Source organism: Ruegeria sp. C12 (assembly GCF_056537745.1).
The window spans coordinates 96,686-123,037 of sequence record NZ_JBQFSA010000002.1 but is presented as its reverse complement, the minus strand read 5'-3'; the positions used below and the strand labels follow the sequence as shown (position 1 = coordinate 123,037).

The 26,352-nt window shown below is 59.5% G+C and carries 27 protein-coding genes; 3 read left to right on the top strand and 24 right to left on the bottom strand.

What is annotated here, in order from left to right:
- Positions 1-144: 144 nt before the first annotated feature.
- The 5 genes from ACR0C9_RS05770 to sciP form a co-directional block, all read right to left on the bottom strand.
- Positions 145-267, bottom strand: a complete 123-nt coding sequence (locus ACR0C9_RS05770) for a hypothetical protein (RefSeq protein ID WP_480581227.1) — start codon at positions 265-267, stop codon at positions 145-147.
- Positions 268-378: 111 nt separating this feature from the next.
- A complete protein-coding gene (gene recG, locus ACR0C9_RS05765) occupies positions 379-2,469 on the bottom strand; it encodes an ATP-dependent DNA helicase RecG (protein WP_480780578.1) in 2,091 nt (696 codons plus the stop codon).
- Positions 2,466-4,718 carry an NAD-dependent DNA ligase LigA gene (gene ligA / locus ACR0C9_RS05760; protein WP_480780577.1) on the bottom strand — a complete coding sequence of 751 codons (2,253 nt, stop codon included), beginning with the start codon at positions 4,716-4,718 and terminating at the stop codon, positions 2,466-2,468. Before ligA ends, recG begins: the two co-directional genes overlap by 4 nt.
- Positions 4,719-4,841: 123 nt before the next feature.
- Entirely contained in the window at positions 4,842-5,558 is a 717-nt protein-coding gene (gene ctrA, locus ACR0C9_RS05755) for a response regulator transcription factor CtrA (RefSeq protein WP_170450769.1), read from the bottom strand.
- An 84-nt stretch (positions 5,559-5,642) separates the two neighbouring features.
- Positions 5,643-5,936 (bottom strand): CtrA inhibitor SciP, encoded by a 294-nt coding sequence (sciP, locus tag ACR0C9_RS05750; protein ID WP_170450771.1) that lies wholly within the window; start codon positions 5,934-5,936, stop codon positions 5,643-5,645.
- 129 nt (positions 5,937-6,065) lie between these two features.
- On the opposite strand from sciP, the gene mnmA reads away from it, so the two are divergent.
- Positions 6,066-7,211: a tRNA 2-thiouridine(34) synthase MnmA gene (mnmA, locus tag ACR0C9_RS05745; protein WP_170450773.1), complete on the top strand. Its 1,146-nt coding sequence runs from the start codon at positions 6,066-6,068 to the stop codon at positions 7,209-7,211.
- Here mnmA and ACR0C9_RS05740 read toward each other — a convergent pair.
- From ACR0C9_RS05740 to ACR0C9_RS05650, 19 genes are all read right to left on the bottom strand, one after another.
- Entirely contained in the window at positions 7,208-7,753 is a 546-nt protein-coding gene (locus ACR0C9_RS05740; RefSeq protein WP_170621786.1) for a carboxymuconolactone decarboxylase family protein, read from the bottom strand. The genes mnmA and ACR0C9_RS05740 overlap by 4 nt on opposite strands.
- Before the next feature lie 83 nt (positions 7,754-7,836).
- Positions 7,837-8,412 carry a hypothetical protein gene (locus tag ACR0C9_RS05735; protein WP_480780576.1) on the bottom strand — a complete coding sequence of 192 codons (576 nt, stop codon included), beginning with the start codon at positions 8,410-8,412 and terminating at the stop codon, positions 7,837-7,839.
- A complete protein-coding gene (gene lpxB / locus ACR0C9_RS05730; protein ID WP_480780575.1) occupies positions 8,405-9,571 on the bottom strand; it encodes a lipid-A-disaccharide synthase in 1,167 nt (388 codons plus the stop codon). The genes ACR0C9_RS05735 and lpxB overlap by 8 nt, the downstream gene beginning before the upstream one ends.
- Positions 9,571-10,365 carry an LpxI family protein gene (locus tag ACR0C9_RS05725; protein WP_480780574.1) on the bottom strand — a complete coding sequence of 265 codons (795 nt, stop codon included), beginning with the start codon at positions 10,363-10,365 and terminating at the stop codon, positions 9,571-9,573. Before ACR0C9_RS05725 ends, lpxB begins: the two co-directional genes overlap by 1 nt.
- A 4-nt stretch (positions 10,366-10,369) precedes the next feature.
- Positions 10,370-11,155, bottom strand: a complete 786-nt coding sequence (gene lpxA, locus ACR0C9_RS05720; RefSeq protein ID WP_170518503.1) for an acyl-ACP--UDP-N-acetylglucosamine O-acyltransferase — start codon at positions 11,153-11,155, stop codon at positions 10,370-10,372.
- Entirely contained in the window at positions 11,152-11,625 is a 474-nt protein-coding gene (gene fabZ, locus ACR0C9_RS05715) for a 3-hydroxyacyl-ACP dehydratase FabZ (RefSeq protein ID WP_170450786.1), read from the bottom strand. Before fabZ ends, lpxA begins: the two co-directional genes overlap by 4 nt.
- A 72-nt stretch (positions 11,626-11,697) precedes the next feature.
- Positions 11,698-12,282: an OmpH/Skp family outer membrane protein gene (locus ACR0C9_RS05710; protein ID WP_480780573.1), complete on the bottom strand. Its 585-nt coding sequence runs from the start codon at positions 12,280-12,282 to the stop codon at positions 11,698-11,700.
- Between the two features lie 6 nt (positions 12,283-12,288).
- Entirely contained in the window at positions 12,289-14,649 is a 2,361-nt protein-coding gene (gene bamA, locus ACR0C9_RS05705; RefSeq protein ID WP_170450791.1) for an outer membrane protein assembly factor BamA, read from the bottom strand.
- 127 nt (positions 14,650-14,776) lie between these two features.
- Complete coding sequence (locus ACR0C9_RS05700) at positions 14,777-14,905, bottom strand: hypothetical protein (protein WP_480708172.1); 129 nt, start codon at positions 14,903-14,905, stop codon at positions 14,777-14,779.
- A 79-nt stretch (positions 14,906-14,984) separates the two neighbouring features.
- Positions 14,985-16,337, bottom strand: a complete 1,353-nt coding sequence (gene rseP, locus ACR0C9_RS05695; RefSeq protein ID WP_480780572.1) for an RIP metalloprotease RseP — start codon at positions 16,335-16,337, stop codon at positions 14,985-14,987.
- Positions 16,338-16,341: 4 nt separating this feature from the next.
- Positions 16,342-17,514: a 1-deoxy-D-xylulose-5-phosphate reductoisomerase gene (gene dxr, locus ACR0C9_RS05690; protein WP_480780571.1), complete on the bottom strand. Its 1,173-nt coding sequence runs from the start codon at positions 17,512-17,514 to the stop codon at positions 16,342-16,344.
- On the bottom strand, positions 17,514-18,296 hold the full coding sequence (locus ACR0C9_RS05685) for a phosphatidate cytidylyltransferase (RefSeq protein ID WP_480581262.1): 783 nt from the start codon (positions 18,294-18,296) through the stop codon (positions 17,514-17,516). The genes dxr and ACR0C9_RS05685 overlap by 1 nt, the downstream gene beginning before the upstream one ends.
- Positions 18,293-19,024 carry an isoprenyl transferase gene (locus tag ACR0C9_RS05680; RefSeq protein ID WP_170450798.1) on the bottom strand — a complete coding sequence of 244 codons (732 nt, stop codon included), beginning with the start codon at positions 19,022-19,024 and terminating at the stop codon, positions 18,293-18,295. The genes ACR0C9_RS05685 and ACR0C9_RS05680 overlap by 4 nt, the downstream gene beginning before the upstream one ends.
- 9 nt (positions 19,025-19,033) lie before the next feature.
- Positions 19,034-19,597: a ribosome recycling factor gene (gene frr / locus ACR0C9_RS05675; RefSeq protein ID WP_170450800.1), complete on the bottom strand. Its 564-nt coding sequence runs from the start codon at positions 19,595-19,597 to the stop codon at positions 19,034-19,036.
- A gap of 168 nt (positions 19,598-19,765) precedes the next feature.
- Positions 19,766-20,761 carry an acryloyl-CoA reductase gene (gene acuI / locus ACR0C9_RS05670; RefSeq protein WP_170450802.1) on the bottom strand — a complete coding sequence of 332 codons (996 nt, stop codon included), beginning with the start codon at positions 20,759-20,761 and terminating at the stop codon, positions 19,766-19,768.
- Positions 20,762-20,864: 103 nt separating this feature from the next.
- A complete protein-coding gene (locus ACR0C9_RS05665) occupies positions 20,865-21,968 on the bottom strand; it encodes a dimethylsulfoniopropionate demethylase (protein ID WP_170450804.1) in 1,104 nt (367 codons plus the stop codon).
- The gene (locus tag ACR0C9_RS05660) at positions 21,969-22,514 is read right to left on the bottom strand and encodes a DinB family protein (protein ID WP_480780570.1); all 546 of its coding nucleotides are present in this window, start codon (positions 22,512-22,514) and stop codon (positions 21,969-21,971) included.
- Positions 22,496-23,200, bottom strand: coding sequence for a DUF1326 domain-containing protein (locus ACR0C9_RS05655; RefSeq protein WP_170450809.1), 705 nt, complete (start codon positions 23,198-23,200; stop codon positions 22,496-22,498). The genes ACR0C9_RS05660 and ACR0C9_RS05655 overlap by 19 nt, the downstream gene beginning before the upstream one ends.
- Before the next feature lie 4 nt (positions 23,201-23,204).
- On the bottom strand, positions 23,205-23,996 hold the full coding sequence (locus tag ACR0C9_RS05650) for a DUF2182 domain-containing protein (protein WP_170450812.1): 792 nt from the start codon (positions 23,994-23,996) through the stop codon (positions 23,205-23,207).
- Positions 23,997-24,082: 86 nt separating this feature from the next.
- Between ACR0C9_RS05650 and ACR0C9_RS05645 the strand changes: the two genes are divergently transcribed.
- Together ACR0C9_RS05645 and ACR0C9_RS05640 are read left to right on the top strand one after the other, a co-directional pair.
- Positions 24,083-24,814, top strand: a complete 732-nt coding sequence (locus ACR0C9_RS05645) for a FadR/GntR family transcriptional regulator (RefSeq protein WP_480780569.1) — start codon at positions 24,083-24,085, stop codon at positions 24,812-24,814.
- A 129-nt stretch (positions 24,815-24,943) separates the two neighbouring features.
- Positions 24,944-26,344, top strand: coding sequence for a selenium-binding protein SBP56-related protein (locus ACR0C9_RS05640; protein ID WP_480780568.1), 1,401 nt, complete (start codon positions 24,944-24,946; stop codon positions 26,342-26,344).
- The last annotated feature ends 8 nt before the right edge of the window (positions 26,345-26,352 follow it).

Here is a 26,352-nt window from a genome sequence, read left to right as displayed (position 1 = left end):
AATGCGTTTCTCGTGTGGGGTCCGGGACACCGCGCGGGGCCGAGGCATGGCCCCTTCAAGGGGTTTGGGACAGGCAGGTCACCCTTGATCGTATTGGGGATGACAGGCGCGGGTTAATCGGCACGAGAGCGCAGGCAGAAAGACTTAGAATCCAATCGGAAGGTGAAGGGCAACCATCAGCATAACGACCAAGGAAGCCACACCCACCGCATCCTGCAGGATGGTCGGTTGCGAGCGGGTAAAGACTGTCTTGATCTGGGTCAGCATGGGTCACCTCCGGTCAGGGGTTTAATCCTTTGTTGACCTTTTGTTCTCATATTTTGCCGAGTCGGTAAAGAACTTTTTGAGAACATTTGTGAACTTTAAGGGATTTACAATCTAACCCACTGAAATCAAACGGATCGCCTGATCCTGTTTCATAAGCCACAGTAGAACACGCGCGGCTTTGCCCCGGTCCGAGGTCAGTTTCGGGTCCGCATTCAACAACGCGCGGGCATCGGATTGCGCAACCGCCATCAACCCGGCCTGCCGCTCCAGATCGGCAATGCGGAATTTCGGCAACCCGGATTGCGCCGTGCCGATCAGATCGCCCGCGCCGCGCATCTGCAAATCCGTTTCCGAGATGCGAAAACCGTCCTCGGTCTCGCGCAGCACTTCCAGCCGCTTGCGCCCGCCTTCGCTGAGCGGCGCTTGATACATCAGCAAACAGGTCGAATCCGCGTCGCCCCGACCAACGCGACCGCGCAGCTGGTGTAGTTGCGCCAGTCCAAAGATCTCGGCCCGTTCAATCACCATGATCGTAGCGTTGGGCACGTTCACACCGACCTCAATGACCGTCGTGGCCACCAGAACCTTGATGTCCCCGTTCTGAAAGGCTGTCATGGCCGCGTCTTTTTCGGCAGGCGGCATCTGACCATGCACCAGCCCAACGATGCCTTCGCCCAACACCGCCCGCAGGCGCTTGAACCGTTCCTCGGCCGCTGTCAGGTCAGACACCTCGGATTCGTCGACCAAGGGACACACCCAATAGCACTGTCGCCCCTCATCAATCGCGCGACGCAGATGGGCGACGACCTCATCCATGCGCCCAGTGCTGACAATCGCGGTTTTGATCGGCTTTCGCCCGGGCGGCTTTTCGTCCAGAACTGAAACATCCATGTCGCCATATTGCGCCAGCGCCAGGCTGCGCGGGATCGGAGTCGCGGTCATCACCAAGACATCGGCGCCCTGTCCTTTCTCAGACAATTCCATCCGTTGACGCACCCCGAACCGGTGCTGTTCGTCAACGATGGCGAGCCGCAGGTTTCTAAATGCCACGTCGCTTTGGAATACTGCATGGGTACCGACAAGAATCTGAATATCGCCACGCGCCAAAGCCTCAAGCTTGGTGCGACGCTCGGACCCCTTGTCGCGTCCGGTCAGGATTTCCAGAACAACTCCGGCCTCTTCGGCCAAGGGGCGCAGGCCTTCCAGATGTTGACGGGCCAGAATCTCGGTCGGGGCCATCATCACGCCCTGCCCGCCAGCCTCAACCGCGATCAGAAGCGCCATGAACGCGACCAGTGTCTTCCCCGCCCCCACATCGCCCTGCAGCAACCGGTTCATCCGCAAGTCCGAGGCCATATCGGCCGAGATTTCTTCAATCGCGCGGGTTTGCGCCCCGGTCGGCCGATACGGCAGGCTGCGCAGAACTCTGGACTGCAACGCCCCGGTGCTGACACTGGAGATCCCCCGCGCCTTGCGTTCGATCTGCCGCGCCAAAGCCAGGGTCAACTGATGCGCCAACAGCTCATCATAGGCCAAACGTTCCCGGGCCGGAGAGAACGCGGCAACATCATCAGCGCCCTGCGGATGATGGGCGGCGTGAACCGCATCATGCCAGCTTGTCCATTTTTTCTGAGCCAATTGAGCCGGATCAATCCATTCGGCCAATTCAGGCGCGCGGGCCAACGCATTGCGCGCGGCCTTGTAGGCCATTTTTTGCGTCACCCCTTGCGTCAGGTGATAGACCGGTTCGAATTCGGGAATGTCCCGGGCCTGCTCAACCGGCAGCATGTGATCGGGATGCACCATCTGCGCCATCCCGTCGAACAGCTCCAACTTGCCCGAGATCACCCGGCGCGATCCCTGCGGCAGCACCTTCTTCAGGTATTCGCCCCGCGCGTGAAAGAACACGAGTTGAAAATCGGCCTGACTGTCCTCGACATGAATTCGATAGGCCCCGCCTTTGTTTCGGGGCGGACGGTGCGGGCCAACAGTCACCTCAACCGTCAGAGTTGTCGGCAGATCAGCCCCTTGGATCGTGTCACGCCTGCGCCGGTCAACCACGGCATATGGCAGCCCAAACAGCACATCGCGCGGGCTTTCGATCCCGCTTTGCATCATGGCCTGTGCGGTTTTGGGGCCGACACCCTCCAGCGTTTCCAACCCGGCAAACAGCGGGAAAAGTTGTTCGGGCCGTCCGCTCATGCGCCGTCGATCAGCTGCAGCCAGCCATCCTCATCCAGCGTTTCGATGCCCAGTTCTGCGGCTTTCTTGGCCTTGGATCCTGCCCCGGGCCCGGCCACCAACAGATCGGTTTTTTTGCTGACCGAGCCTGAGACTTTGGCACCCAAAGCCTCAGCCCTCGCCTTGGCCTCGGCGCGGGTCATCTTTTCCAGCGTTCCGGTGAAGACGACCGTCTTGCCTGCAACCGGGCTGTCCGATGCAGGGGCGTCGGGTGATATGATCGTCAAATGCCGGATCAGGTCATCGAAAGCGCGGCGCTCATCCGAATTGGCAAAGGCATCCGACAGGGACAGGCCCAGCGTTGCGCCGATGCCGTCGATGCCAATCAAATCGGACCAGGCCGTGGCAGCGGCCTCGGGTACATCCGAAGTTGCGATTGCAGCGTCGCGTGCTTCTTTAACGCGGGCCCGACGGTTTTCTTCGGTGGCGGCGATGCGTTCGGCCTCTTCGGCCTGATCAGCACGCCGCTGCGCCAGTGCGGCCGGGCGGGCCGCATCAATCGCCTGCGCCATGGCCTCCCAAGTCAGGTAGTGCAGCGCCAAGTCGCGCGCGCCAACCTCTCCGACGTGGCGAATGCCGAGGGCGAACAGCAAGCGCCCAAGTTCAATGGTTCGTTTCTCGTCAATGGCGTCGAACAGGTTCCTGGCCGACGTCTCACCCCATCCATCCCGGTTCTTGAGCCGAGCCAGATTGCCCGTGTCGCGCGCCTGCAGCGTGAAAATATCCGCCGGAGTGTTGATTGGCAGAACCTCATCGCCATGAAACATCTCAATCTGTTTGGCCCCCAGCCCTTCGATGTCGAACGCTTTCCGGGATACGAAGTGTTTCAGTTTTTCAACCGCTTGCGCAGGGCAAATCAGCCCGCCGGTACAGCGCCGGACGGCATCACCATCTTCGCGGATGGCGGCACTGTCGCATTCGGGGCATTCTTGCGGGAAAGCGTACGCGATACTGTCTGCCGGGCGTTTGGTCAGATCGACATCGGCCACTTTGGGGATCACGTCCCCGGCGCGATAGACCTGCACCCAATCGCCGACCCGAATGTCTTTGCCGTCGCGGATGGTGCCACCCTTGGCGTCCCGACCTGCAATATAGTCTTCATTGTGCAAAGTGGCGTTGGATACGACGACGCCGCCCACCGTCACCGGATGCAGGCGCGCCACGGGGCTGAGGGCACCGGTGCGCCCGACCTGAATGTCGATTGCCTCCAACCGGGTCCAGGCCAGTTCAGCGGGGAATTTATGGGCGATGGCCCAGCGAGGCGTCGTGGACCGGAACCCCAACCGCGCTTGCAGCGCCAGGTCGTTCACTTTGTAGACGACCCCATCGATGTCATACCCAAGGGTCGATCGCTGCGCTTCAATATCGCGGTAATGCGCGAGAATATCTTCTGTCGCATTACAAAGACGCGTCAAGGCATTGGTCGAAAACCCAAAATCCTTTAGCCGTTCAATTGCACCCATCTGAGTGTCCGCCAGCGGCTCTGACACCTCGCCCCAGGCATAGGCAAAAAACCTTAAAGGTCGCGCGCGGGTGATTTCCGCATCCAGTTGTCGCAAGGACCCGGCGGCCGCGTTTCTGGGGTTGGCGAATGTCTTCCCTCCGCTCTCCGTCTGGCGCTGGTTGAGCGCATCGAAATCCGCGTGGGACATATACACCTCGCCCCGAACCTCCAGAACGGCTGGCGCGTCTTTGATCCTTTGCGGGATGTCCGAAACCGTGCGGGCGTTTGCGGTGACATTCTCGCCCACCTCGCCATCGCCACGCGTTGCGGCCTGAACCAATTCACCGTCCTCATAACGCAAGGACAGGGACAAACCGTCGATCTTGGGTTCCGCCGTAAAGGCCAGCGGCGCGCCTGCGGCCAACCCGAGGTATTTTCGGATCGACCGGTCGAAATCGCCTACGTCCTCGTCATCAAAGGCATTTCCCAATGACATCATGCGCATCGCATGGGTGACTTTGGAGAATCCGTCTGCGGCCCGGGCGCCGACCTGTTCGCTGGGGCTGTCGGCGCGTTTCAGGTGCGGGAATTGCGCCTCGATCTCGGCATTGCGGCGTTTCAGAGAATCGTATTCCGCATCCGAAATCTCGGGCGCGTCTTCGGCGTGGTACAACCGATTGGCCCGCAAAAGCGCTTTGGCCAAACGCTCCAGCTCGGCGCGGGCCTCGTCTTCGGTCATGTCTGCGGGTGTAATGGAGTTGCTCATGGCCTCGCCCTGTCACGTCTTCTTGGACATCAGTGATAGGGCGAGGCCATGGCCAGGTCCAGACGTGCTGATCCGTGAGTGCGGGTGCCGCCCTGGACCACCGGCGGCAAAGGTGTTCTTGTGTCAGGCGCCGACGGCCATACGGGTCTCGTCCACCGTGTTGCTTTGCGGGTCGCGCAGAACGTAGCCACGGCCCCAAACGGTTTCGATATAATTGTCGCCACCGGTCGCGTTGCTGAGTTTCTTACGCAGCTTACAGATGAAAACGTCGATAATTTTCAGTTCGGGCTCATCCATGCCGCCATAGAGATGATTCAGAAACATCTCTTTGGTCAGAGTCGTCCCCTTGCGCAGGCTCAACAGCTCCAGCATCTGGTATTCCTTGCCGGTCAGATGAACCGTTTTGCCATCCACTTCGACCGTTTTTGCATCCAGATTAACTGCGACGCGGCCCGTGTGGATCACCGATTGTGAATGCCCTTTGGAGCGGCGGATGATCGCATGAATACGCGCGACAAGTTCTTCACGGTGGAACGGCTTCGTCAGGTAATCGTCAGCCCCGAAGCCAAACCCTTTGATTTTGCTCTCGGTATCATCGGCGCCCGACAGGATCAGAATCGGCGTTTCTACCCGCGCGATCCGCAATTGCCGCAAAACTTCGTGCCCATTCATGTCCGGCAGGTTCAGGTCCAGCAAAATAAGGTCGTAATCGTAGAGTTTTGCCAGATCGATCCCCTCTTCCCCCAGATCCGTCGCATACACGTTCAGGTTTGCATGCGTCAGCATCAGTTCGATGCTTTTGGACGTGGTCGGATCATCCTCGACAAGAAGTATTCTCATTTCACTGCTCCAATTCGGGTCAAATATTCCAATTAAAATTAAACCTGACCAAGAATGGTTAATCTGACGTTACCGTTGAATCATTTATTCACTTTCTCCTTTAGGTTGTCGATATTTTTTTAAGGCGGTGACTTTCAGCGCCTCAACACCGTGCTCGGCAACCGCTGCGACCCAGGTGTTGAACTCTTCATCGCTGATGCCATAGCGCTTCTTGGCCTCTGACAGCGTAATCAGCCCATAAAGCACCCCGCGTACGACTACGATCTTGCGCGAGGCCACCCAGCGCCGCGTGTCCGAAGGCGGAAGATCGGCGCGGGACAAAATCGTTCCATCCGGCAGGGTTACGGACCGCGGTCCTTCAACTTTGTGCAAATACATCTTTCAACCCTTTTCCTGCTGCATCAAAGCTGGCACCAGCCTACTTAATGCCGGGTGAAACCGCCCCTTGAGAGTGTCTAGAATTTTCCTATATTCTGCCGGTCTTTCTTAACCCGGACTGGAATCGCCATGGCCCTCGCCGCCGAGACCCAACTCAATTCGCTTGGCTTTGCCAAACCTCCCTCGGAAACGCGGGTGGTTGTTGCCATGTCTGGCGGCGTCGACAGCTCCGTCGTGGCAGCCTATCTGGCCGATCAGGGGTATGACGTGGTGGGCGTGACCTTGCAGCTATACGACCACGGCGCGGCGCTGGCCAAGAAAGGTGCATGCTGTGCAGGGATCGACATCCACGACGCGCGCCGCGTGGCCGAGGAACGTGGCTTTCCGCATTACGTTCTGGATTACGAGAACATCTTCAAGGACGCGGTGATCGACGAATTCGCCGACAGCTATCTGGCCGGCGCGACACCGGTGCCCTGTATCCGCTGCAATGAACGGGTGAAATTCAAGGATCTGCTGGAAACCGCCAAGGATCTGGAAGCTGATTGCATGGCCACCGGTCACTATATTCAGCGCAAGATGGGCGCGAACGGCCCGGAATTGCACAGTGCCGAGGATGCAAACCGCGACCAGTCCTACTTCCTGTTCTCGACCACGCCCGAACAACTGGATTACCTGCGCTTCCCGCTGGGCCACCTGCCCTCCAAAGACGCAACGCGCGAAATGGCGGCGCAATATGGGCTGGCAGTGGCCGACAAGCCCGACAGTCAGGACATCTGTTTCGTGCCCAACGGCAACTATGCCAGCGTGATCGAGAAGCTGCGCCCTGGTGCTGCGGAACCGGGTGAGATTGTGCACGCCGATGGCCGTGTTCTGGCGCAGCATGACGGGGTGATTCACTACACCATTGGTCAGCGGCGCGGTCTTGGCATCGGTGGGCTGAGCGAGCCACTTTATGTCGTCAAGCTGGACGTGGATAAGAAACAGGTTGTTGTCGGCCCAAAAGAGATGCTGGCCACCCGCACCGTTCCCGTGCGCGAGATCAACTGGCTGGGCGATGAACCCTTCACCTCACGCAGTGAATGGCACTTGTCGGTCAAAGTTCGCTCGACCCGCCCCCCGCGTGAGGCGATCATCCGCCCCCTGTCGGACACCACGGCTGAGGTCGAGTTGCTGACACCCGAAGAAGGTATCTCTCCGGGTCAGGCCTGCGTGTTCTATGCCAATGAAGGCAGCCGCATCTTTGGCGGCGGCTGGATCTGGCGCGGGTATTAAGCCGAGACCGGCTCGACCTCGGGTTCGATCTGGATTTGCAGCGCATCGTTGAACCGGTTGAACGCGCCGCACAGCGCGATGCGCCAGGTCAGTTCGACGATCTGCGCATCGCTGAACCATTCCCGCAGGTCCGCAATCTCGGCATCGCGCATCCGGCCTGAACGGGTTGTCACCGCCTGAGCGTAGAGCACGACCGCCTTGTCGCAGGCGTCCAGTTCGGGGTGATCTTCAACATCGGGCAACCGCGCCGCGCCTTCGGGGCTAAGCCCGGCAACCGTCAGCAATGGCGCGTGATGCGACACGCAATAGTCGCAGGCATTCAGCTTGGACACTGTCACCATCGCCAGTTCCAGCGCCCGGCGCGGCAGAGTTTCCTGCGCGCGCAATGCGGTCAGCATACCGCTCACGTGTTCCAACACCGGCGGGCAATGGGCCGCCACCCGCGCCCAGTTGTCGAACGGGCCGTATGCACCCAGCTCGGTATGGGCCGCGCGGGCCTGCGGAGTCATCTGATCGTCGGTCAATGGGGGAATGCGGGTCATCTGCGATCTCCTTTGGCCGCAGGGTATTGCAGGGCCAGATCGCCGCGACAACAGCGCGGCGATCACAACGCCGAGACGGCGGATCAAAGCACGTCGGTCGGCGAATTGAGCAGGATGTAAAGGCCGACACAGACCATGATATACGGCGCGATCCGATCCAGACGCGCAACACGAGGCCCAAGGTTCTGTGCGTAAGGCGCCCCCCACGCAGCGACCGAGGCCAACAGAACCGCGGCGCAAATCGCTCCGATCAGGGCGACCAGCCGGAAAACCGAGGCCGAATCCGCCAGCAGTGGCGTCATCACTGCGAAACTGTCCACTGACAGGCTTAGAAACAGGGTCACAACCGAAGTCACCGCCCCTTTGGGTCCATCCGCCTGTCGCTCGGCCCCCGAAAACTGCTGCCAGATACCGCGAAGCCCCAAGGCCAAGGGGATCAGCCCCAGATACCCGATCCAGCCCGGAAGGCCGCTTTGACTGACACCGATGGCCACCGCGAAAGCCAGCGACAGCACAATCGCCTGCGCCATGGCGAACCCTGCCACGGCCCGCTTGTGATCCATGACCAGCATCAGCCCCAGCAGCACCGCCAGATTATCGAGATTGGTCGACACCATCGCGATCCCGGCGGACACCGCAAAGAGCAGGTATTCACCCATCTGCGGCCGTCATGCGCTGCAAAACCGCCCTTGCCGCCCGCAGACCTGGCGCTTCGCCGCCGCGGCCCAGACGCTCCATCGTGATCTCCATGGCCTGCCGCTGGGCATCCGGTGCATCCGCAACTTGCGTCAACGCAGCGGCGATCTTGTCCGGTTGGCAGTCATCCAGCAGACATTCGGGAACCGTCCGGGTTTCCGAGACCAGATTGACCAGAGTCACGGTGTCCAGTTGCACCATGCGTTTGGCGATCAGGGTCGTTAGCCAGTTCAGGTTGTAAGCAATCACCATTGGTGTCGCCTGCGCCGCCAGCTCCAGCGAGACCGTCCCCGACGCAGCCAGCGATAGATCGGCCGCCGCAAAGGCTGCTCGTTTCTGGGCCACCGCCTGATCCGAGGGCATATCACGCGGGTCGATCACAACTGGCGATCCGGGCCAGTCGCGCAGATGCTCGGCCACTGTATCAACCATATGGGCCACGGCGGGCACCACGACGCGCGTGTCTGGTCGGGTTCTGAGATACTGCCCCAGCGCCTTCCCAAAGACGGGGGCCAGCCGGTCCACCTCGCCCCGGCGCGAGCCCGGCAAGGCCAGAAGAATGGGCGCATCGCCCAGATCATAGGCGGCCCGGAAATCGCGGATTTCCGTCTCGGTCGCAATTGGTTCGCTGGCGACCGGATGGCCGACAAAGTCGCACTCCATCCCCGCGCGTTCCATATAAGGCGGCTCGAAGGGCAGCAGGGCCAGAACGTGATCGATCACCTTGGCCATCTTGTCCGCCCGCCCCGGACGCCAGGCCCAAACGCTGGGGGCCACGTAATGCACGGTGCGAATGTCGCTGGCCGCCTTCACCAGTTTTGCCACACGCAGCGAGAAATCGGGGCTGTCGATGGTGATCAGCACATCGGGCTGCGTGTCCAGCACCGCTTGCGCAGTCTCGGCGGTCCGGCGTTTGAGGTGGAAGAACTTGGGCAGGACCTCGACCAGCCCCATGACGCTCAGCTCGGCCATCGGGAACCGGCTTTCCAACCCTTGCGCCTGCATCAGTGGCCCGCCTACCCCATCGAATTCGATTTCGGGAACCAGGGTCCGTAGCCCCTCCATCAAAGCGCCGCCCAGCCGGTCGCCCGAAGGTTCCCCGGCGACCAGAAAAACACGCATCAGGAGGCACGCTCGCGCACGTAAAGGAACAGCCCCAGACGGTCGCATTCGGCAATCACGCGGTCGCGTTGCAACACCAGAACGCCGCCCTTTTCGATGACGATCCCCGCAAGGCCCGCAGCCACCGCGCCCGACACGGTATCGGGTCCGATCGCAGGCAAATCGGCCCGACGATCCTGATCGGGTTTGGGGCCTTTGAACAACACACCGCCGCCAGCATCGGGCCGCTGGGTCAGAGATTGCAGCATCCAGGCGGTGCCAAAGATGCTTTCGACGGCCAGCACCTGCCGTTGCGAAACCGCACAAGCCTGTCCGATATCAGCGTTGCCCATTGCGCGCAGAACAGTTGCGGCGCGCTCAGCGTCAGCCAGATCAGCCTCGGACGGTTGCGCTTCGGTCAGGCAACCAAGCGGAGGCAGCAAATCGGGCGCAATGTCATGCGCGGCTTGAACGGTCAGGCCAGCATCCTCGAAGATGCCGATCACCGCCCGCAAGGCACCATCGTCGCCAGACATGATTGCCTGCTGCAGGATCGGCACCAAAGGCAGCGTCGCCGCATCGATGCGCGCGGGATCCACCTTGGGCCGCCGAACTGCGCCTGCCATGCAAATTTGGGTCACGCCGCGCGATTTGAGGTCGGCGATGAAACTGCCCAATTGTTCCAGCGGAAACACCAGATCGGGTGTCAGGTTATCGGGCTCGAACCCCTCCATTGCACAGATCAAAGGCCGCTCTGCCAGCGCAGACGCAACCTCCCCCGGTAAAACACCCGTTCCCGCAATCAATGCCAGCATGGGGTTACTTCCTTGGGGTCAGGAACGACCGGTCCGTGTCACCTGTCACAAAGTCGACAATACGGCGCACATATTCGCTTTCGGTATCTTCACCCGCGCGCCGGGCGCGCTCCTGAAAGGTGCCCTCGCCGCCCGACAATTCGCGGAACGCCGCCCGCAAAGCCGAGATATCAGCGCGCGACACGCCGCGACGCTTGAGGCCCACCAGGTTCAGACCATCCAACTCACCGCGCGGTGCCTGTACCAGCCCGTAGGGAATCACGTCGTTGGGCACCATGGTCAGCGCGCCGATAATGGCACCGCGACCCACACGTACCCATTGGTGCAGGCCCGAGATTCCGCCCACAATCACGTCATCCTCGATGATGCAATGACCTGCCGCACCGGCGTGGTTTACCATGATCACGCGATTGCCGATCTGAACGTCATGAGCCACGTGAACACCGGCCATCAGCAAGCAGTCATCGCCAATGCGGGTCACACCGCCGCCGCCTTCGGTGCCGGTGTTGATGGTCACATGTTCGCGGATCCGATTGCGCTGACCGATTTCCAGCCGCGTGTTCTCACCGCCGAACTTCAGGTCCTGCGGGATCTCACCGATGACCGAGAAATTGAAGATCACCGTGTCGTCGCCAACCGACGTTTCGCCGGTGACAACCACATGTGACTTCAGCTCGACCCGGTCCCCCAATCGGACCTGCGCCCCGACATAGCAGAACGGCCCAACGACGCAGTCCTGCCCGATCTGGGCGCCTTCTTCGATGATTGCACTGGGGTGAATGCCGCTCATGTTGTCTTTTCCATGTCCCAGTCAACATAGGCCGAAAACTCAGCTTCGGCGGCAACCTCGCCTTCAACGGTTGCCCGACCGCTGAACTTGAACAGTTTGCCGCCCTTCTTGCCACGGATCGTCTCGACATGCATTTCCAGCACGTCACCCGGAACAACCTTGCGACGGAATTTGCACTTGTCGATGCTCATGAAATAGATCAGCAGTTCGGTGTCGATCACATCCATGCCAACACCCAGCATAACACCGGCGGTCTGAGCCATCGCCTCGACAATGGTCACGCCGGGCATGATCGGGGTTCCGGGGAAATGGCCCTGGAAATGCGGCTCGTTCATGGTGACATTCTTGATGCCACGGGCCGAGTGGTAATCGGTGATATCGACCACCTTATCGACCAGCAGAAACGGATAGCGGTGCGGCAAAATCCGCTGGATCAGCTGAATGTCAGCGCTTTTGGTTTCCGTGGTCATAACTCAAATGTCCCGTTTTGCATTCTCAGTTTCAGCGTGGTTAGCAATACAGGCCCGCAAGGGCAAGCAAACCTATTCGCCTGTCCCGTCCTGCAAGCCGGTTCCATCACCGATTGCAGCATCGATACGCTCAATCGCGGCGCTGGTAATGTCCGAAGTGTCCGAACTGAGCAGCACGCTGGAGCGTTCGAGGATGATGGACGCCCCGTTTTCACGCATAAGATCGATCAGGACCGGGCGCGCCAATTCGTAGAACTTTTGTCGGCTTTCTTCACTGATGCGGCCCAGGGCATCCAGTTTGGCGCGCTGACCCTCGCGATGCGACTGCACTTTGCGATCAAATGCCTCGGCCAGAGGACGGAAGTCTTCGGGCGCCAATTCGGCACGTTTCTCGGTCAGGTCCTTTTCTTCAGTGCTTAGCTCGGCAACGATCCGTTCGTTTTCCTCGGACAGCAGCGTGCCTTCCTGCTCGATCTCGCGCAGCACCCGCTGGCCAAATTCGGATTCGGTGAACAAGCGATCGCTTGAGACTGTCAGCACAACGGTCTGCGTGACGCCCAATTGCTGCGCCGCCGCTGATGTCACGCCAAACAGAGCCAGAAAAACACACAGGGCCCCCAAAGGGCCCTGAATGAGACGTTTGCAAATCCACCGCATCGCGGATCAGAACCGGGCTTGAACGGTCAGGTCAAAGTTCTGCTCGTTGTCGAACTCTTCTTTTTTCAGAGCTTTCGAGAAGTTGAACCGCAGCGGGCCGAAGGGCGTTTCCCACAGGACCGAGACGCCGATAACGTGACGGATCGATCCGTTGGCACCGACGATGTTCGCCCCCGCCGTGTTCACGTTGTCGATGTTGTAGAGGTTCCCGACGTCATAGAACACACCGCCGCGCAGTCCCAGTTCCTCTGGCAGGCCCAGCGGGAAATCCGACTCGAACCGGGCAACCCAGTAGTAGTTGCCGCCGATGGCATCGTCCTGACCGTTGGACAGGTCACGCGGGCCAAGACCCGCGGGTTCAAACCCGCGGAATGTGTTCGGCCCCAGAAGGAAGCGGTCAATTGTGCGGCTGAAATCGTTGCCTGTCCAATGCAAGGCACCCAGTTCCAGTGTCGCGCGCAATACCACTTCTTCGCTTAGGACGCGGGTCTGTGCGATACCGCGCGCGGTTGTTCTGAAGAACTCGTTGTCGCCACCCAGACCAGCCGCATCAACACCAACTTCGAACAGCACACCGGCATTCGGGTTCAGGCCGCCAAGACGGCTGTCATAGACATAAGACACACCGATTGAACTGGTCGTCCGCTTGCCCTGATCGATTTCCGAGGAAATGACAGCGCCGTTGATCTCATCATCCTGCTGCGTCATCTCACTGCGTTCCCAGCCGTACCGCAAGCGAAGCGAGGACAGCTCGCCAATCGCGTAGGTCAGCTGCGGGTTAAAGAACACGCGCTCGGTGTCATAGCTTGCAAAGCCCGAGTTGGTACCTGCCAGACCGAGGCCCAGATCGAAACGCAGTCGACGTCCCAACAGATAAGGTTCGGTAAAGTTGATGGTGTACTGCTCGGAATCCTGCGCCGTCGACAGGGTCAAACCCAGGTTCTGACCGCGACCGAGGAAGTTGGATTCGTTCAGGCCAATCGCAATCCCGAAGCCATCCGAGGCCGAGAAGCTACCACCAAGGCTGAGCGATCCGGTCGGTTGCTCTTCGACATCCACATCGAGAATAACCTGACTGGGCGAGGATCCTTCGCGCGGCTCGACATTCGCCACGGCAAAAAAGCCCAGTGCGTTGATGCGTTCCGCTGCCTGCCGGATCTCACGCGGGTTGAAGGGGTCGCCTTCGACCGTGTCGAACTGACGCCGGATTACGCGGTCAAGCGTGGTGGTGTTGCCTTCAATGTCGATCCGCTCAACAAAAATGCGTGGTCCCTTGCTCAGGACAAATTCGACATCCAGCGTCAGATCGCGTGGGTTGCGGGTCACCCGAGGTTCGACTCGAAGGAAATCGACACCTTGCCGGATCCCCAAACGCTCCTGCCGGGCAATCGAGTTTTCGATCAGCGTGGGCGAATAGGTCACGCCCGGTTTGATCTTCAGCGCTTCCTGATACGGGGCCGGATCGACGCCGGGAATTTCGCTGACAGTCGTGATCTTGCCGAACGAGAATTTCTGCCCCTCGGTCACGTTCATGACCAGGAAGAAGGCATCACGCTCGCGGGTGAATTCCACATTTGCGCTGTTTACGCGGAAGTCGATATAGCCGCGCGACAGGTAGAAGTCGCGGATAACCTGTTTGTCGAACTCGATCCGGTCACCGATGAAGGTGTCGCTGCGGAAGAAAGTGCGCAGGAAGGTCGCTTGTTTGGTTTCCAGCACACGGCGCAGGCGGCGGTCCGAATAGGCCCGGTTGCCGACAAAGCTGACACGCTCAACCTCGATCGTCGTGCCTTCGGCGACTTCAAAGACCAGATCTACGCGATTGTCGCTGCGGCGGATGATGCGCGGGATTACGGTTGCGGCGACCCGACCTTGGGCCGAGTACACCTCGGCAATCAGATCTGCGTCGGTTTCCGCGACCTGAGGGGTGAAAACGCGTCGTGGTTGGGACGAAATCACTTCGAGCAGGACATCGTCTTTGACGCGACGATTCCCTTCGATGCTGATCTGGTTGATCGTCGGGTATTCCTGTACCTCGATCAGCAGGGTTGTGCCGCGCGGGGTCAGTTCGACTGTTTCAAAAACACCACTGTCAAGCAAACGCTGGAACGCGTCATTCAACTGACCGGTTGTGACGGTTTGCCCCGGTTCGATCCCCGTTCTGGCGATGATCGTCCCCGTCTCGATGCGGCGGTTTCCTTCCACCTCGAACGAGTTGATGGTGAAACTTTGCGCCTGTGCCGTATTCGGCAAAGCCAGTAAGCTGGCGGCAACAAAAAGGAAAAGAAACGTCAGCGATTGCCACAAAATCTTGTTTGTAGACTTACGCCCCCCGCAGGATGTGCCCGCGCCTCGCCCGTCGGTCATTTTTTTCTCAACCCAGAATTTTAAGACTTTAATGCTGAGTAGCGGGAATGGATGGGGTTGTCAAAAGGCCAAAAAGCGCATCCGGCATTTGATGGCCTTTAGGGCGTGAAAAGACGGTCTGTCAGAATCACAATCCCGCCAGATAGGCGCCAGCGGCCAGTGCCAGAGCGGTGACGGCAAAACTCAGCAACACATCCCAGTTCAGCATGAACAGGAAGCTAAAACTCCGATAGGATTTGCGCAGTGCTTTGGTCATGATCGCCCCTCAACGTCGCGCAAACCGTACCGTCGGAATGCGGCAAGAATGCGGCTTTCCTGTGCGGCTTGCGCCACAATCAGCAAAACAGGTCGTTGGTCACCGAGAACAACATCAGGCTGAGAATAACCGTGATTCCAACAGTCATCAGAATCCGCAATGCCATGTCGCTGGGTGGTTTTCCGGTCACGGCCTCATAGGCGTAGAACAGCAGATGACCACCATCCAGAGCCGGAATCGGGAACAGATTCAGCAACCCGACTGCGGTGGACAGGACGGCGATGAAGAAGACAAAGCTTTGCGCGCCTTGGCTGGCCATTGCGCCCGACGTCTCGGCGATGCCAATCGGGCCGGAGATGTTGCAGGTGCTGATCGCGCCGGTGATCATATGCCACATCCCCGACAGCGACCCTTCGATGATGCGGATCGTCTGATTGACGCCGCCAGTAAGCGAGTCAAACAGACCCGCAGGCTGGGTTGCAGGTTCCAGCATCATTCCACCGACGATCCCGATGCGCCAATGGGTCTGAAAACCGCCATCAGACTTCGGTTCATCCGTGCGGCGCGGGGCCAGTGCAAACTCAAGATCGGCCCCATCGCGCCAGACATTCAGCAACAGAACCCGACCATCCGAGCTTTCGACAAATTCCTTGAGCTGCTCGAACGCAAAGATCGGTTCACCATTTACCGAGGTGATGACATCCCCCTGCTCCAGCTGAATATCCATGGCCGCGCTGCGCGGTGCCACCTGACGGATCAGCGGCGGAAACAGCCACGGGGCTTCGACATCGATGGTCTGCCCATCGCGAATGACCGTGTAGTCCAGAACTGGCTCAACCGGCAGCGAGTCGGTGAACTCGCTCCAAGTGCTTTCCTCATCGAAATCCGGTGTTTGGATGCCTGCGATTGCGACGATCTCATCCCCGACCTGCAAACCCTGAACGGTGCCCGGCAGGGGCTGCAACTCACCCACGGTCAAAGGCTCGCGCGAAACGCCCTGAGACCAGAAGATCAGCCCGAACACGATGATCGACATTGCAAAGTTGAACACAGGACCCGCCGCAACAGTGGCCGCCCGCGCCCAGAGCGGCGCGCCGTGCATCGTGCGACGCAGTTCTTCGGGGCTTTGTTCGGCGATCTCTTCCATCGCCTCTTCGTCCTTGCCCGACGCGGCGTTGGCATCGCCCAGAAACTTCACATAGCCGCCAAAGGGGAGCAAAGCGACCTGCCAGCGGGTGCCGCGCTTGTCCATGCGGCTCCACAGCACCGGGCCGAACCCGATCGAGAAGACCTCGGCATGAATGCCTGACCAGCGCCCGACGATGTAATGGCCATATTCGTGGACCGCGACAATGGCAGACAAGGCGATGACAAAGGCCACAATGGTCCAAAGCAAATTGCCAAATTGCGGGATCAGGGAAATTAGGTCCAAATGTCTATCCTGCTCGTTTGCTTACGGCTTCATCCGCCCATTGCCGTGCCAGATGGTCCGTTTGCTGTACGTTATCAAGAGTCAAAGCGGCATCAATAAGACTATGTCCCGCTTCGAATCTGTCCAGAACCATTGCGACAATATCCGCCATGCTGGGGAAATTGATTCGACCCGCGATAAAGTGATCCAGCGCTCGTTCCTTGGCCGCGTTGAACACAGCCCCCGACAAGCCCCCGCGCGCCATCACGTCCCGCGCCAGTTTCAGCGCTGGATAGCGGGTCAGATCGGGGTCCTGGAAGTTCAACTGCCCAATGGCCGGCAGATCCAGTCGCTGAACGGGCAAATCCTGACGCTTGGGCCAATGTAGCGCGAATCCAATGGCGTGACGCATATCCGGCGCGCCCAAATGGGCCATCACCGCACCGTCGCGAAACCCGACCAGCGCATGAACGATGGATTCGGGATGGACCAGAACCTCGATCTGATCCTGGGCGACGCCAAAGAACTCTTTCGTTTCGATGACCTCAAGCGCCTTGTTGAACATCGACGCGCTGTCGATGGTAATCCGCTGACCCATATCCCAGTTCGGGTGGCTCGAGGCCTGTTCGACCGTCGCCTTGACCAGATCGTCCAGCGGCCAGTCCCGGAATGCGCCGCCGCTGGCGGTGATGATGATGCGCTCGACCGCATCAATCTCTTCCCCCACCAGTGCCTGAAACACGGCCGAATGCTCGCTGTCCACCGGTAGCAGGCGGGCATTGTGGGTCTTGGCTGTTTCCAGCACCAAAGGCCCGGCACAGACCAGCGTTTCCTTATTGGCCAGCGCCAGTGTCGCGCCTTGCTTTAGCGCTTCGATACCCGGCGCAAGACCGGCGGCTCCGACAATGGCAGACATGACCCAATCCGCCGGGCGCGCCGCCGCTTCGGTCAGTGCTTGAGATCCTGCGGCAGCTTCGACACCAGACCCCTGCAACGCATCGCGCAGGTCCGGCAGGCGATCCTCAAAGGCCGTGACGGCCAGATCGGCATTCAAGCGACGGGCGTCCAAGGCAAGCTGTTCGATATTCGCACCACCTGTCAGCGCGACAACGTCATAGGCCTGCGGATCCCGCGCGATCAGATCAATCGTGTTCTGACCGACAGAACCGGTCGCGCCAAAAATCGATACTTTGCGCATCACATTGCCCCGGGTGAATAAAGCAGGCCCGCCAGTAAGACAAACAGGGCCGCACCCATCATACCGTCAAACCGGTCCAGAAACCCGCCATGGCCCGGTATCAGGTTCGAGCTGTCCTTGACCCCGAACCTGCGCTTGACCGCGCTTTCCACGATGTCGCCCGCCTGACTGGCCATGGACGCAAAGACCGAAACCATTACGAACAGAACGCCAAACCCGCCATGGGCGGCAAACGCGACCCCGACAATAGCAGCAGCGACCCAACCGCCTGCCGTACCAGACCATGTCTTCTTGGGGCTGACCTTGGGCCAGAACTTCGGCCCGCCGATGGCCTTGCCGACGAAATAACCCGCGACATCGGTGGCGACCACAATGGCGATCAGCCAGATCATCCAGCCGAACCCCATATTCTCGCGGATCGAGATAAAGCCCAGCCCTGCCCCGGCAATCCAGATCACAAAGATTGCGTACAGCCCCTTAGAGCGGCTGACCTGCCCGGCCCCCACAAGCGCCGGGGCCAGCAAGATCGGCAGTTTGTAAAGCGGCGGCACATGATAACTCAGAACCACCGCGATGCCCGTCAGAATGCCCAGTTGAACCGCCACGCCCATGCGCTGCGGTTCGATCATCCGAACCAGCTCCCATGTCATGATGGCGCAAGCTATGGCGATGAACGCCTCGAACCACAGACCGCCCAGCCACACCTCGATCGAGCCGATGGCCACAAGCACAATGGCGGACAGAACCCGCGTCGTCAGATCAGACCATCGGCCTTCGCTCATGCCGGAACTGCCCCAAAGCGTCTCTCGCGCGAGCCGTAGTTGCGACACAGGCGTTCCAGTTCAGCGGCGGTGAAATCGGGCCACAAGGTGTCGATGAACTCATATTCGGAATAAGCGGATTGCCAGAGCAGAAAGTTGGAAATCCGTGCTTCACCACTGGTGCGGATCACCAGATCAGGGTCGGGAAGAACCCGGGTATCCAGATATTTCGGCAGGGTTTCTTCATCCACATCTTCAGGCTTCAACCGCCCCTCGGCGACATCACTGGCCAGACGTTTGGTGGCCCGCGCAACCTCATCCCGACCGCCGTAGTTCAGCGCCACCGTCAGATGGACAAGGTCATTATCCTTGGTCTCTTCCTCAAGGGAATCCATCAGATCGGTCAACTTGGAATCCAGCCGCACCCGATCCCCGATGAACCGCACGCGAATACCGTTATCCGCCAGCGTCTTGGTTTCCTTGAGGATATACCGACGAAACAAGCTCATCAGCCCGGCGACCTCGACCTGTGTCCGTTTCCAATTCTCGGTCGAAAAGGCAAAGATCGTCAGGTATTTGATCCCCAGTCCCGGGCAGGCCTCGACCACTTCGCGCACGCGCCGTGCGCCTGCATGGTGCCCAAACAGCCGGGGCCGACCGCGCGCCTGCGCCCAACGGCCATTGCCATCCATGATAATGGCCACATGGCGCGGACCAGCACAGGGCTCGGTGTGGGGATCTTTGGGCATGAGACCGGCTCAGACCTGCATGATTTCGGACTGCTTGGTCTCAAGCGCGGCATCAACGGCCTTGATCATCTCATCCGTCAGGTCCTGCACTTCGCTTTCCCAGAACTTCTGATCGTCCTCGGACATGCCGTCAGCCTTGGCTTTCTTGATCTGGTCCATCCCGTCGCGGCGCACATTCCGGATCGAAACCCGGGCGCTTTCGGCGTACTGCCCGGCGACCTTGCCCAACTCGCGGCGACGTTCTTCGTTCAGTTCGGGGATCGGCAACATGATGATCGTGCCGTTTAGCTGTGGATTGATCCCCAGCCCGCTTTCACGGATTGCCTTTTCCACCTTACCGACCAGGGACTTATCCCAGACATTGACCGTCACCATCCGGGGCTCGGGCACATTGACCGTGCCAACCTGATTGATCGGTGTCATCGACCCATAAGCATCCACCATCACCGGCTCCAGCATCGAGGCCGAGGCCCGCCCGGTCCGCAGTGAGGCAAATTCGGTTCTGAGGTTGGACATCGCGCCTTCCATGCGGCGCTTCAGATCATCGGTGTCCAGTTCGAAGTCGTCAGACATGCTGCTCACTCCCCGTCTTCAGGTGCTGTTTGGATGGGTCTTACGCCATCGCACTTGGGATGTATAGCAATCATGATCAGGAATTGTGCCAATGACCAGAGTTGTTTCGGTCCTTTTTCGCCAGGTTTTGATCAGCCGGGACAGGCACGCCCCGGCTGCCATGTCAGATCAGGCGTTCACGTCGACAACCACGCGCCCTTTGACCTGACCTTTGAGAATATCCGCGCCCAGTCCGGGCAGATCGGACAGCGCGGCGGGGTGCACCATCGCCTCCAGCTTATCCATAGGCAGGTCGGTCGCGATCCGCTGCCACGCGCGCACGCGGTTTTCATAGGGCTGCATCACGCTGTCGATGCCCAGCAGGTTCACACCGCGCAACAGGAAGGGAATCACTGTCGCAGGCAGCCCCGCGCCCCCGGCCAGACCTACGGCCGCGACCGAGCCGCCGTATTTCATCTGCCCCAGCACCCGCGCCAGCATCTCTCCGCCAACAGCATCCACACAACCCGCCCAGGTTTCGCTTTCCAGCGGGCGTTTGGTGGTCTCGTTCAACTCCTCACGCGGCACAATGGTCGTGGCCCCAAGCGACTTCAGATAATCCCCGGTCTCGGGCCGCCCGGTCACGGCGGCGACCTCGTAACCCAGGTTGCCCAGAATGGCGGTCGCCACGGACCCAACGCCGCCTGCGGCACCGGTGACCAGAACCGGACCTTTGTCCGGGGACAGACCATGATCCTCCAACGCCATGACAGCCAGCATGGCCGTGAAACCAGCAGTTCCCACCGCCATCGCCTGCCGCGCGCTCAGCCCGTCCGGCAAGGGAACCAGCCAATCCGCCAAAGCGTTGGCTTTCTGCGAATATCCGCCCCAATGCGCCTCACCCACGCGCCAACCGGTCAATACCACCTTGTCGCCGGGCGCGTACCGATCGTCCGAGGACGCCTCGACCGTACCCGCATAATCGATGCCCGGCACATGTGGGTACGACCGCACCAACCCGCCCCCTTTGGGCGACATGCACAGACCGTCCTTATAGTTCACTGTCGAGTATTCGACGGCAACCGTCACCTCACCATGGGGCAGATCATCTGCTGAAAGCTGCTTGACCGAAGCGCTCGCCAGCCCGCTTTCTTCATCCTTGTCCATTACCAACGCATTGAACATTTGCAGTTCCTTTCGTTTCCAAAAAACCAGATCCGAGTCTTCATCTGGCTAAAAATATCCCGGGGGAGTCGCGCAGCGACGGGGGCAGAGCCCCCTTCCCCCTCTAAACCCAAAAATGCGCCTTCACCTGCGCGCGGCGCGTGCCATCCGGCGTTTCAACATCCAGTTCGGTCCCCGGTTCCCAATGGCTCAGGCGGATCATGCCTATGGAGACATTCGTTTCGAAATCGGGCGACCAAACAGACGAGGTCACCTGCCCCACCTGTTTCCCATCCACAAAAGCCGGCCAGGGTCGATCGCAGGGCGGCACCGGGTCGCCCTGAATCGCAATCGGACGGATTTGTTGCACCGGGCCTTCCTTGGCCACGCGCAACAAGGCATCGCGCCCGATGCAGCCAATGGCCGTGTGCGTGTTGCAGAACTTGCCCAGTCCACATTCATGCGGCGTGTTGTCGTCCGTCATGTCATTGCCATAAGACAATAGGCCGCCCTCGATGCGTTCGATCAGGTTCGGACACCCGGCCCGCACCTGAAGGTCCTCGCCCGCCTTGAACAGCGCGTTCCAAAGCGGCATCCCGATATCGCCGCCCTCGACATAGATCTCGAACCCGCCCTGTTTTGAATAGCCTGATCGCGCAACAGCCAGATCGCGACCTTCGAACTCGAACATATCGAACTTGAAAAACCGGATATCTCGCACCCGATCCCCAAAGACACGCGCCATCAACTCATCGGCCTTGGGCCCCTGAACTGCCAAAGGCGAGACGTCAGGCTCGTCCACCAGCACGTCCAACCGATACCCATTTGCCAATCCTTTGACCCACAACAACAAATCACTGTCGGCAATGGAAATCCACCAACGGTCCTCGGACAGTTTCACCGCAACGGGATCGTTCAGCATCCCACCGGTTTCATCCACGATGGGCACGTAATAGCACTGCCCCGGAAGCATCCCGCGCAGGTCACGGGGCGTCAGCATCTGCATCAGCCGCGCCGCATCCGGGCCGCGCAGTTCCACCTGCCGCTCGCAGGATACGTCCCAGACCTGAACATGCTCTTTCAGATGGCGATAGTCGGCTTCGACACTTTCAAAAACCGTCGGCAACAACATGCGATTGTAAACCGTATAGCCTTTAACCCCCGCAGCCTCGACCCCGTCGGAAAAGGGCGTGCGCCGCAAGCGGCGAGACAAGGATATTTGCGGCATTCAGCCCTCCTGCGGCAGGAAAACCAGATCACTGACCGGGGCCTCTGACCCGGTCTCGGTCAGCATTTTGTGCAATTGACCACGATGATGCGTCTGGTGGTTGAAAAAATGCATGATGCATTGCGCGTAAGGCAATGTAATATCACCTTCTTTTGCCGCCGAATACCAGGTAAACGGGCCGGTGATCAGATCATCACCCAACGTGTTCGCCCAATCTGCAATCCGGGTATCCACGGTCTTACGCAGAGACAGCCAACTGGCCAGATCAGGGCACAGATAGACGCTTTCATGGATGCCGCCGCCTTTGCGATGGATGTTGCTTTCCGGGCCCGGCCCCTTGTCGAACCGGGACATCCAGATCCAATCGCCCCACAGCAAGTGGTTCGCTGTGCCCAGGATCGAGCCAAAAAACGCCCCGCGTTCTCGCGTTAGTTCCTCAGGGGTCAATGCTTGAAGAAACTCTGACAACTGACTGTTTTGCCATTGATTATAGCGCGACATTTCACGCGCATAGGCTCCGGTAATCATCACTTTGGCCCATGCCAATCGATGGGGCAAATCTCGGCTGATTTGCCGCCGAAATCCCAGACGCGGCCATAATCGCGCACCTTGGACTTGGTACCGCGCGCCACGATGATGTCCGGTCCCATCCAGTATTTCGAGTTCGAGACCATCACGGGATGCTCGGGATCCTTGCCCGCCAGCATCTCAATCTCACCCTGAACTTTGCGACCGATCACGATCCGGCGCTTGGTGCCGTCGCGCTCGATGGCGACCGGAGCCCGCTCGGCCCCGATGATCTCACTCACCAGCATGGTGAACAGGCCGGTGGTGCCGCCCGCCTGACCGCTGAAAATCTGCAATAGCCCGTTATACGCCTTGCCGCTGGCACGTTCGTCCACATAGGCGGCGACTTTCCATTGCCCCTCGCCCATACGGCCCGGAATGTCGACCAGCAGGCCGACGCACAGACCCGAGAGGTCCTCACCCTCGTAATGCCCCTCATCAATGATGACACCCATCCACGCGTGACAATGCCCCTCGGTCGGAGGGTGCGCGCCCAGCGAGACAACGCAGGGACAAAACACATCGCACGAGCAGTTCAGGATCAGTTCGCCCTTGATGGCCCATTCCGTCGGGCTCATCTCGCGCCGTTTCGGGTTGGGCATACGGCTGTCGATCCGCTGACTTATGGGAAGCCTGTCCGCTTCGGGTTTTCTGTTTTTTGCCATCGGCTTATCCTCCGTATGCAAAGGGATAGATCAGCAGGACAAGACCGCCTGCAATCAACGCAAACCCCATGGGTCGGGTCACAACATGCCCGATCTGGGGAAGTTTTTCCAAAACCATGAACAAGGTGGCCAGACCCATCCACAATAGGCTCATGACACCACCGACAAAGCCAAGTGCCATGAAGCCCCAACAGCAGCCCACACAAAACGCGCCAAGGCCCAGCCCCATTTTCACGCCGCCTGCGAAACCGGTTTTCCAATGGCCCAGGAAATAGGTCATCGGCGCATGGCAGACGCCGTGGCAGACCTCTTTCACGCGGGTGAATTGGAAGGCACCGACGACGATCAGCAACCCTCCGGCCACCCAGTTGGACTTGGCGATGCCCAACATGTCAACGACCCCACCAAACAACAGAGCTAGTTGAACGCCGGTGATCAGCGCCGCGAAGCCCACCCAGACGATGAAGTAACCGGTCAGAACGCCCAGCCATCCGGCGCGCGTGCCGTTGGCGCTGCGGATCAGGTCGTCATAGCCGCGCAGGGTTGGCACCAGAGTCGGCAGCATCATCGCCGCCATCATGATCGCCCACATCCAGAACAGCGGACCAAACTCGGCCATGGGCATATACATGTCCATACGCGGATCCATCGCCGCCATGGCCTGTCCCATCGGACCCGGACGACCGATCCAATCCAGGTCCATGTCGCGGCTCATCGAGAACATGACCCACCAGGCCCACAGGATCAGCACATAGAACGCCAGCCACATCCCGCTGCGTAGCATTGCGCGACTCATGTGATCCCCTCCGACTCAACTCCCTTGCTTTTCAAATGTCAGACTTTTAAATGTCAGACAAATAAAATCGTAAAGCCGCGTGCAAAATGAAGATTAACCCACAGAAAACCGCAGACCTGTCCGCGCAAATCGCGCAGGCCATTCGCGATGCGATTGTCTCGGGTGAGTTGATTGTGGATGAGCGTTTGCCGTCCGAGGCCGAATTGGCCGACCAATTCCAGGTCTCTCGCCCTACGGTTCGCGAGGCGCTGAAACGTCTGGCGGCTCAGTCCCTGATCCGCACCCAGCGCGGGGCAACCGGCGGGGCCTTTGTGAACCGCATCAGTTTTGAAGATGCGTATTCGCAGCAAATCACCACTTCGACCCTGTTGCTGTCGATGAACGCGGTGCGCTTCGATACGGCTTGCGAGGCGCGATACGCGCTGGAACGCGCCTGCGCCCCCTTGTCTGCGCAGCGTCGCACAGCAGATCAACTCGCCACCATGCGGGCCGAGATTTTCCGACAGGCGCAGCCCGGCTTGACGGATGAGGCGTTTTGCGCCTCGGACGTCGCCTTTCACCGGGCACTTGTGGACGGCGCGGGCAATCCGGTTCTGTCCTATCAACTGGCAGGCGCGGTCGAGGCGATGCAGCCCCTGATGAACATGATCACCTTCACCGCAAGGTCACGCGAAGAGATCATCTTGCTTCACACCAAGATCGCCGACACCCTTGAAGCGCATGACGCCACAACGGTCGATGCCACCTTGGTCGAGCTGGAAGCTTACACCCGCCAACTGGCCCAGGACGTGGCCGAGCGCAAACGCAAACCCGCCTGATCCCGATCAGGCCCCAGGATTGACGCAGACGAACAGGCACAAGGAAGACAGAGCAGGCAGGATGTCACCCGGCGCCAAGACCGGAACTCTCAATACAAATTGAATATCAATTGCTTACGGGAGGACGTTATGAACACAAGACCGGACCCAACCTTTTATCCATCCGCCAAGCTGGCGATGGAAGGCCCCGCCGAGACGCTTGCTTTCACGCTGATGCTGAGCCCGGATTTTTCGCAACCCGACGGGCTGGCGGTTGTGAATGTCGATCCGACATCCGACGATTTCGGCAAGATCGTCCACAAGGTGATGATGCCGGAAAAAGGCGATGAGTTTCATCATTTTGGCTGGAACGCTTGTTCCTCGGCCTTGTCACCGCTGACCGGCCATGCGTTTCTGGAACGGCGCTATCTGATTATTCCGGGTATTCGGTCGAGCCGGATTTACGTGATCGACGTCAAGAACCCGCTTGAGGCCAAGATCCACAAGATCATCGAACCCGAAGAAGTCTTTGCAAAAACAGGATATTCCCGCCCTCACACCATCCATTGCGGCCCCGAAGGCATCTATGTCAGCACGCTGGGCGGTGGCGGTGAAGACGGAACAGATGGCCCTCCGGGTATCTTCATCATGGATTGCCAAAGCTTTGAGATCATAGGGCGGTATGAGATCGAGCGCGGCGTGCAGGACAAGCACTATGATTTCTGGTGGAACCTGCCGCGCGACTACATGGTCAGTTCCGAATGGGGACTTCCTCCGCAGTTCGAAAACGGCATCGTGGCCGAGGATCTGTTGTCGAACAAATACGGTCACAGCATCCACTTCTGGAACCTGCGCAACCGGACCAATATCCAGACCATCGATCTGGGTGAAAACCATCAGATGGCGTTGGAAATCCGCCCGGCCCATGATCCGGTCAAGCAATACGGGTTCTGCGGCGTGGTTGTGGACACCACCAACCTGCAAGGCGCGATTTTCACGTGGTGGCGCAATGAGGACGGCACGTTCGAGGCCAAAAAGACCATCACCATCGACCCGCATCCAGCCGACCCGGATGACCTGCCCGATCTGTTGAAGGGATTCTCGGCCGTTCCGCCGCTGGTCACTGATATCGACCTGAGCCTCGACGACAAGTATCTCTATGTCGCTTGCTGGGGTACGGGTGAGATGCATCAATACGATGTCTCGGACCCGATGAACCCGACACTGGCGGGCAAGGTTGAAATCGGTGGTATCGTCAAGAAAACCAAACATCCGAACGGACAGGATTTTGGCTACGGCCCGCAGATGGTCGAGATCAGCCGAGATGGTAAACGCGTTTACTGGACCAACTCACTTTATTCCACATGGGATGATCAGTTCTATCCCGGCGAACGCGGAGCGGCGATGGTCAAGGCCGATGTCGGCGAAAACGGTGGCCTGACGCTGGACCCGAACTTCTGGGTCGAATTCCCCGACGGCTACCGCAGCCACCAGATCCGGCTGGAGGGCGGAGACTGCTCGACCGACAGTTTCTGCTACCCTTCGGTCTGAGTTGGAGG

Excerpts from the sequence above, each read along its gene's own strand:
- ACR0C9_RS05770 (WP_480581227.1), bottom strand. The coding sequence starts at position 267 with ATGCTGACCCAGATCAAGACAGTCTTTACCCGCTCGCAACCGACCATC.
- recG (WP_480780578.1), bottom strand. The coding sequence starts at position 2,469 with ATGAGCGGACGGCCCGAACAACTTTTCCCGCTGTTTGCCGGGTTGGAA.
- ligA (WP_480780577.1), bottom strand. The coding sequence starts at position 4,718 with ATGAGCAACTCCATTACACCCGCAGACATGACCGAAGACGAGGCCCGC.
- ctrA (WP_170450769.1), bottom strand. The coding sequence starts at position 5,558 with ATGAGAATACTTCTTGTCGAGGATGATCCGACCACGTCCAAAAGCATC.
- sciP (WP_170450771.1), bottom strand. The coding sequence starts at position 5,936 with ATGTATTTGCACAAAGTTGAAGGACCGCGGTCCGTAACCCTGCCGGAT.
- mnmA (WP_170450773.1), top strand. The coding sequence starts at position 6,066 with ATGGCCCTCGCCGCCGAGACCCAACTCAATTCGCTTGGCTTTGCCAAA.
- ACR0C9_RS05740 (WP_170621786.1), bottom strand. The coding sequence starts at position 7,753 with ATGACCCGCATTCCCCCATTGACCGACGATCAGATGACTCCGCAGGCC.
- ACR0C9_RS05735 (WP_480780576.1), bottom strand. The coding sequence starts at position 8,412 with ATGGGTGAATACCTGCTCTTTGCGGTGTCCGCCGGGATCGCGATGGTG.
- lpxB (WP_480780575.1), bottom strand. The coding sequence starts at position 9,571 with ATGCGTGTTTTTCTGGTCGCCGGGGAACCTTCGGGCGACCGGCTGGGC.
- ACR0C9_RS05725 (WP_480780574.1), bottom strand. The coding sequence starts at position 10,365 with ATGCTGGCATTGATTGCGGGAACGGGTGTTTTACCGGGGGAGGTTGCG.
- lpxA (WP_170518503.1), bottom strand. The coding sequence starts at position 11,155 with ATGAGCGGCATTCACCCCAGTGCAATCATCGAAGAAGGCGCCCAGATC.
- fabZ (WP_170450786.1), bottom strand. The coding sequence starts at position 11,625 with ATGACCACGGAAACCAAAAGCGCTGACATTCAGCTGATCCAGCGGATT.
- ACR0C9_RS05710 (WP_480780573.1), bottom strand. The coding sequence starts at position 12,282 with ATGCGGTGGATTTGCAAACGTCTCATTCAGGGCCCTTTGGGGGCCCTG.
- bamA (WP_170450791.1), bottom strand. The coding sequence starts at position 14,649 with ATGACCGACGGGCGAGGCGCGGGCACATCCTGCGGGGGGCGTAAGTCT.
- ACR0C9_RS05700 (WP_480708172.1), bottom strand. The coding sequence starts at position 14,905 with ATGACCAAAGCACTGCGCAAATCCTATCGGAGTTTTAGCTTCCTGTTC.
- dxr (WP_480780571.1), bottom strand. The coding sequence starts at position 17,514 with ATGCGCAAAGTATCGATTTTTGGCGCGACCGGTTCTGTCGGTCAGAAC.
- ACR0C9_RS05685 (WP_480581262.1), bottom strand. The coding sequence starts at position 18,296 with ATGAGCGAAGGCCGATGGTCTGATCTGACGACGCGGGTTCTGTCCGCC.
- ACR0C9_RS05680 (WP_170450798.1), bottom strand. The coding sequence starts at position 19,024 with ATGCCCAAAGATCCCCACACCGAGCCCTGTGCTGGTCCGCGCCATGTG.
- frr (WP_170450800.1), bottom strand. The coding sequence starts at position 19,597 with ATGTCTGACGACTTCGAACTGGACACCGATGATCTGAAGCGCCGCATG.
- acuI (WP_170450802.1), bottom strand. The coding sequence starts at position 20,761 with ATGTTCAATGCGTTGGTAATGGACAAGGATGAAGAAAGCGGGCTGGCG.
- ACR0C9_RS05665 (WP_170450804.1), bottom strand. The coding sequence starts at position 21,968 with ATGCCGCAAATATCCTTGTCTCGCCGCTTGCGGCGCACGCCCTTTTCC.
- ACR0C9_RS05655 (WP_170450809.1), bottom strand. The coding sequence starts at position 23,200 with ATGGCAAAAAACAGAAAACCCGAAGCGGACAGGCTTCCCATAAGTCAG.
- ACR0C9_RS05650 (WP_170450812.1), bottom strand. The coding sequence starts at position 23,996 with ATGAGTCGCGCAATGCTACGCAGCGGGATGTGGCTGGCGTTCTATGTG.
- ACR0C9_RS05645 (WP_480780569.1), top strand. The coding sequence starts at position 24,083 with ATGAAGATTAACCCACAGAAAACCGCAGACCTGTCCGCGCAAATCGCG.
- ACR0C9_RS05640 (WP_480780568.1), top strand. The coding sequence starts at position 24,944 with ATGAACACAAGACCGGACCCAACCTTTTATCCATCCGCCAAGCTGGCG.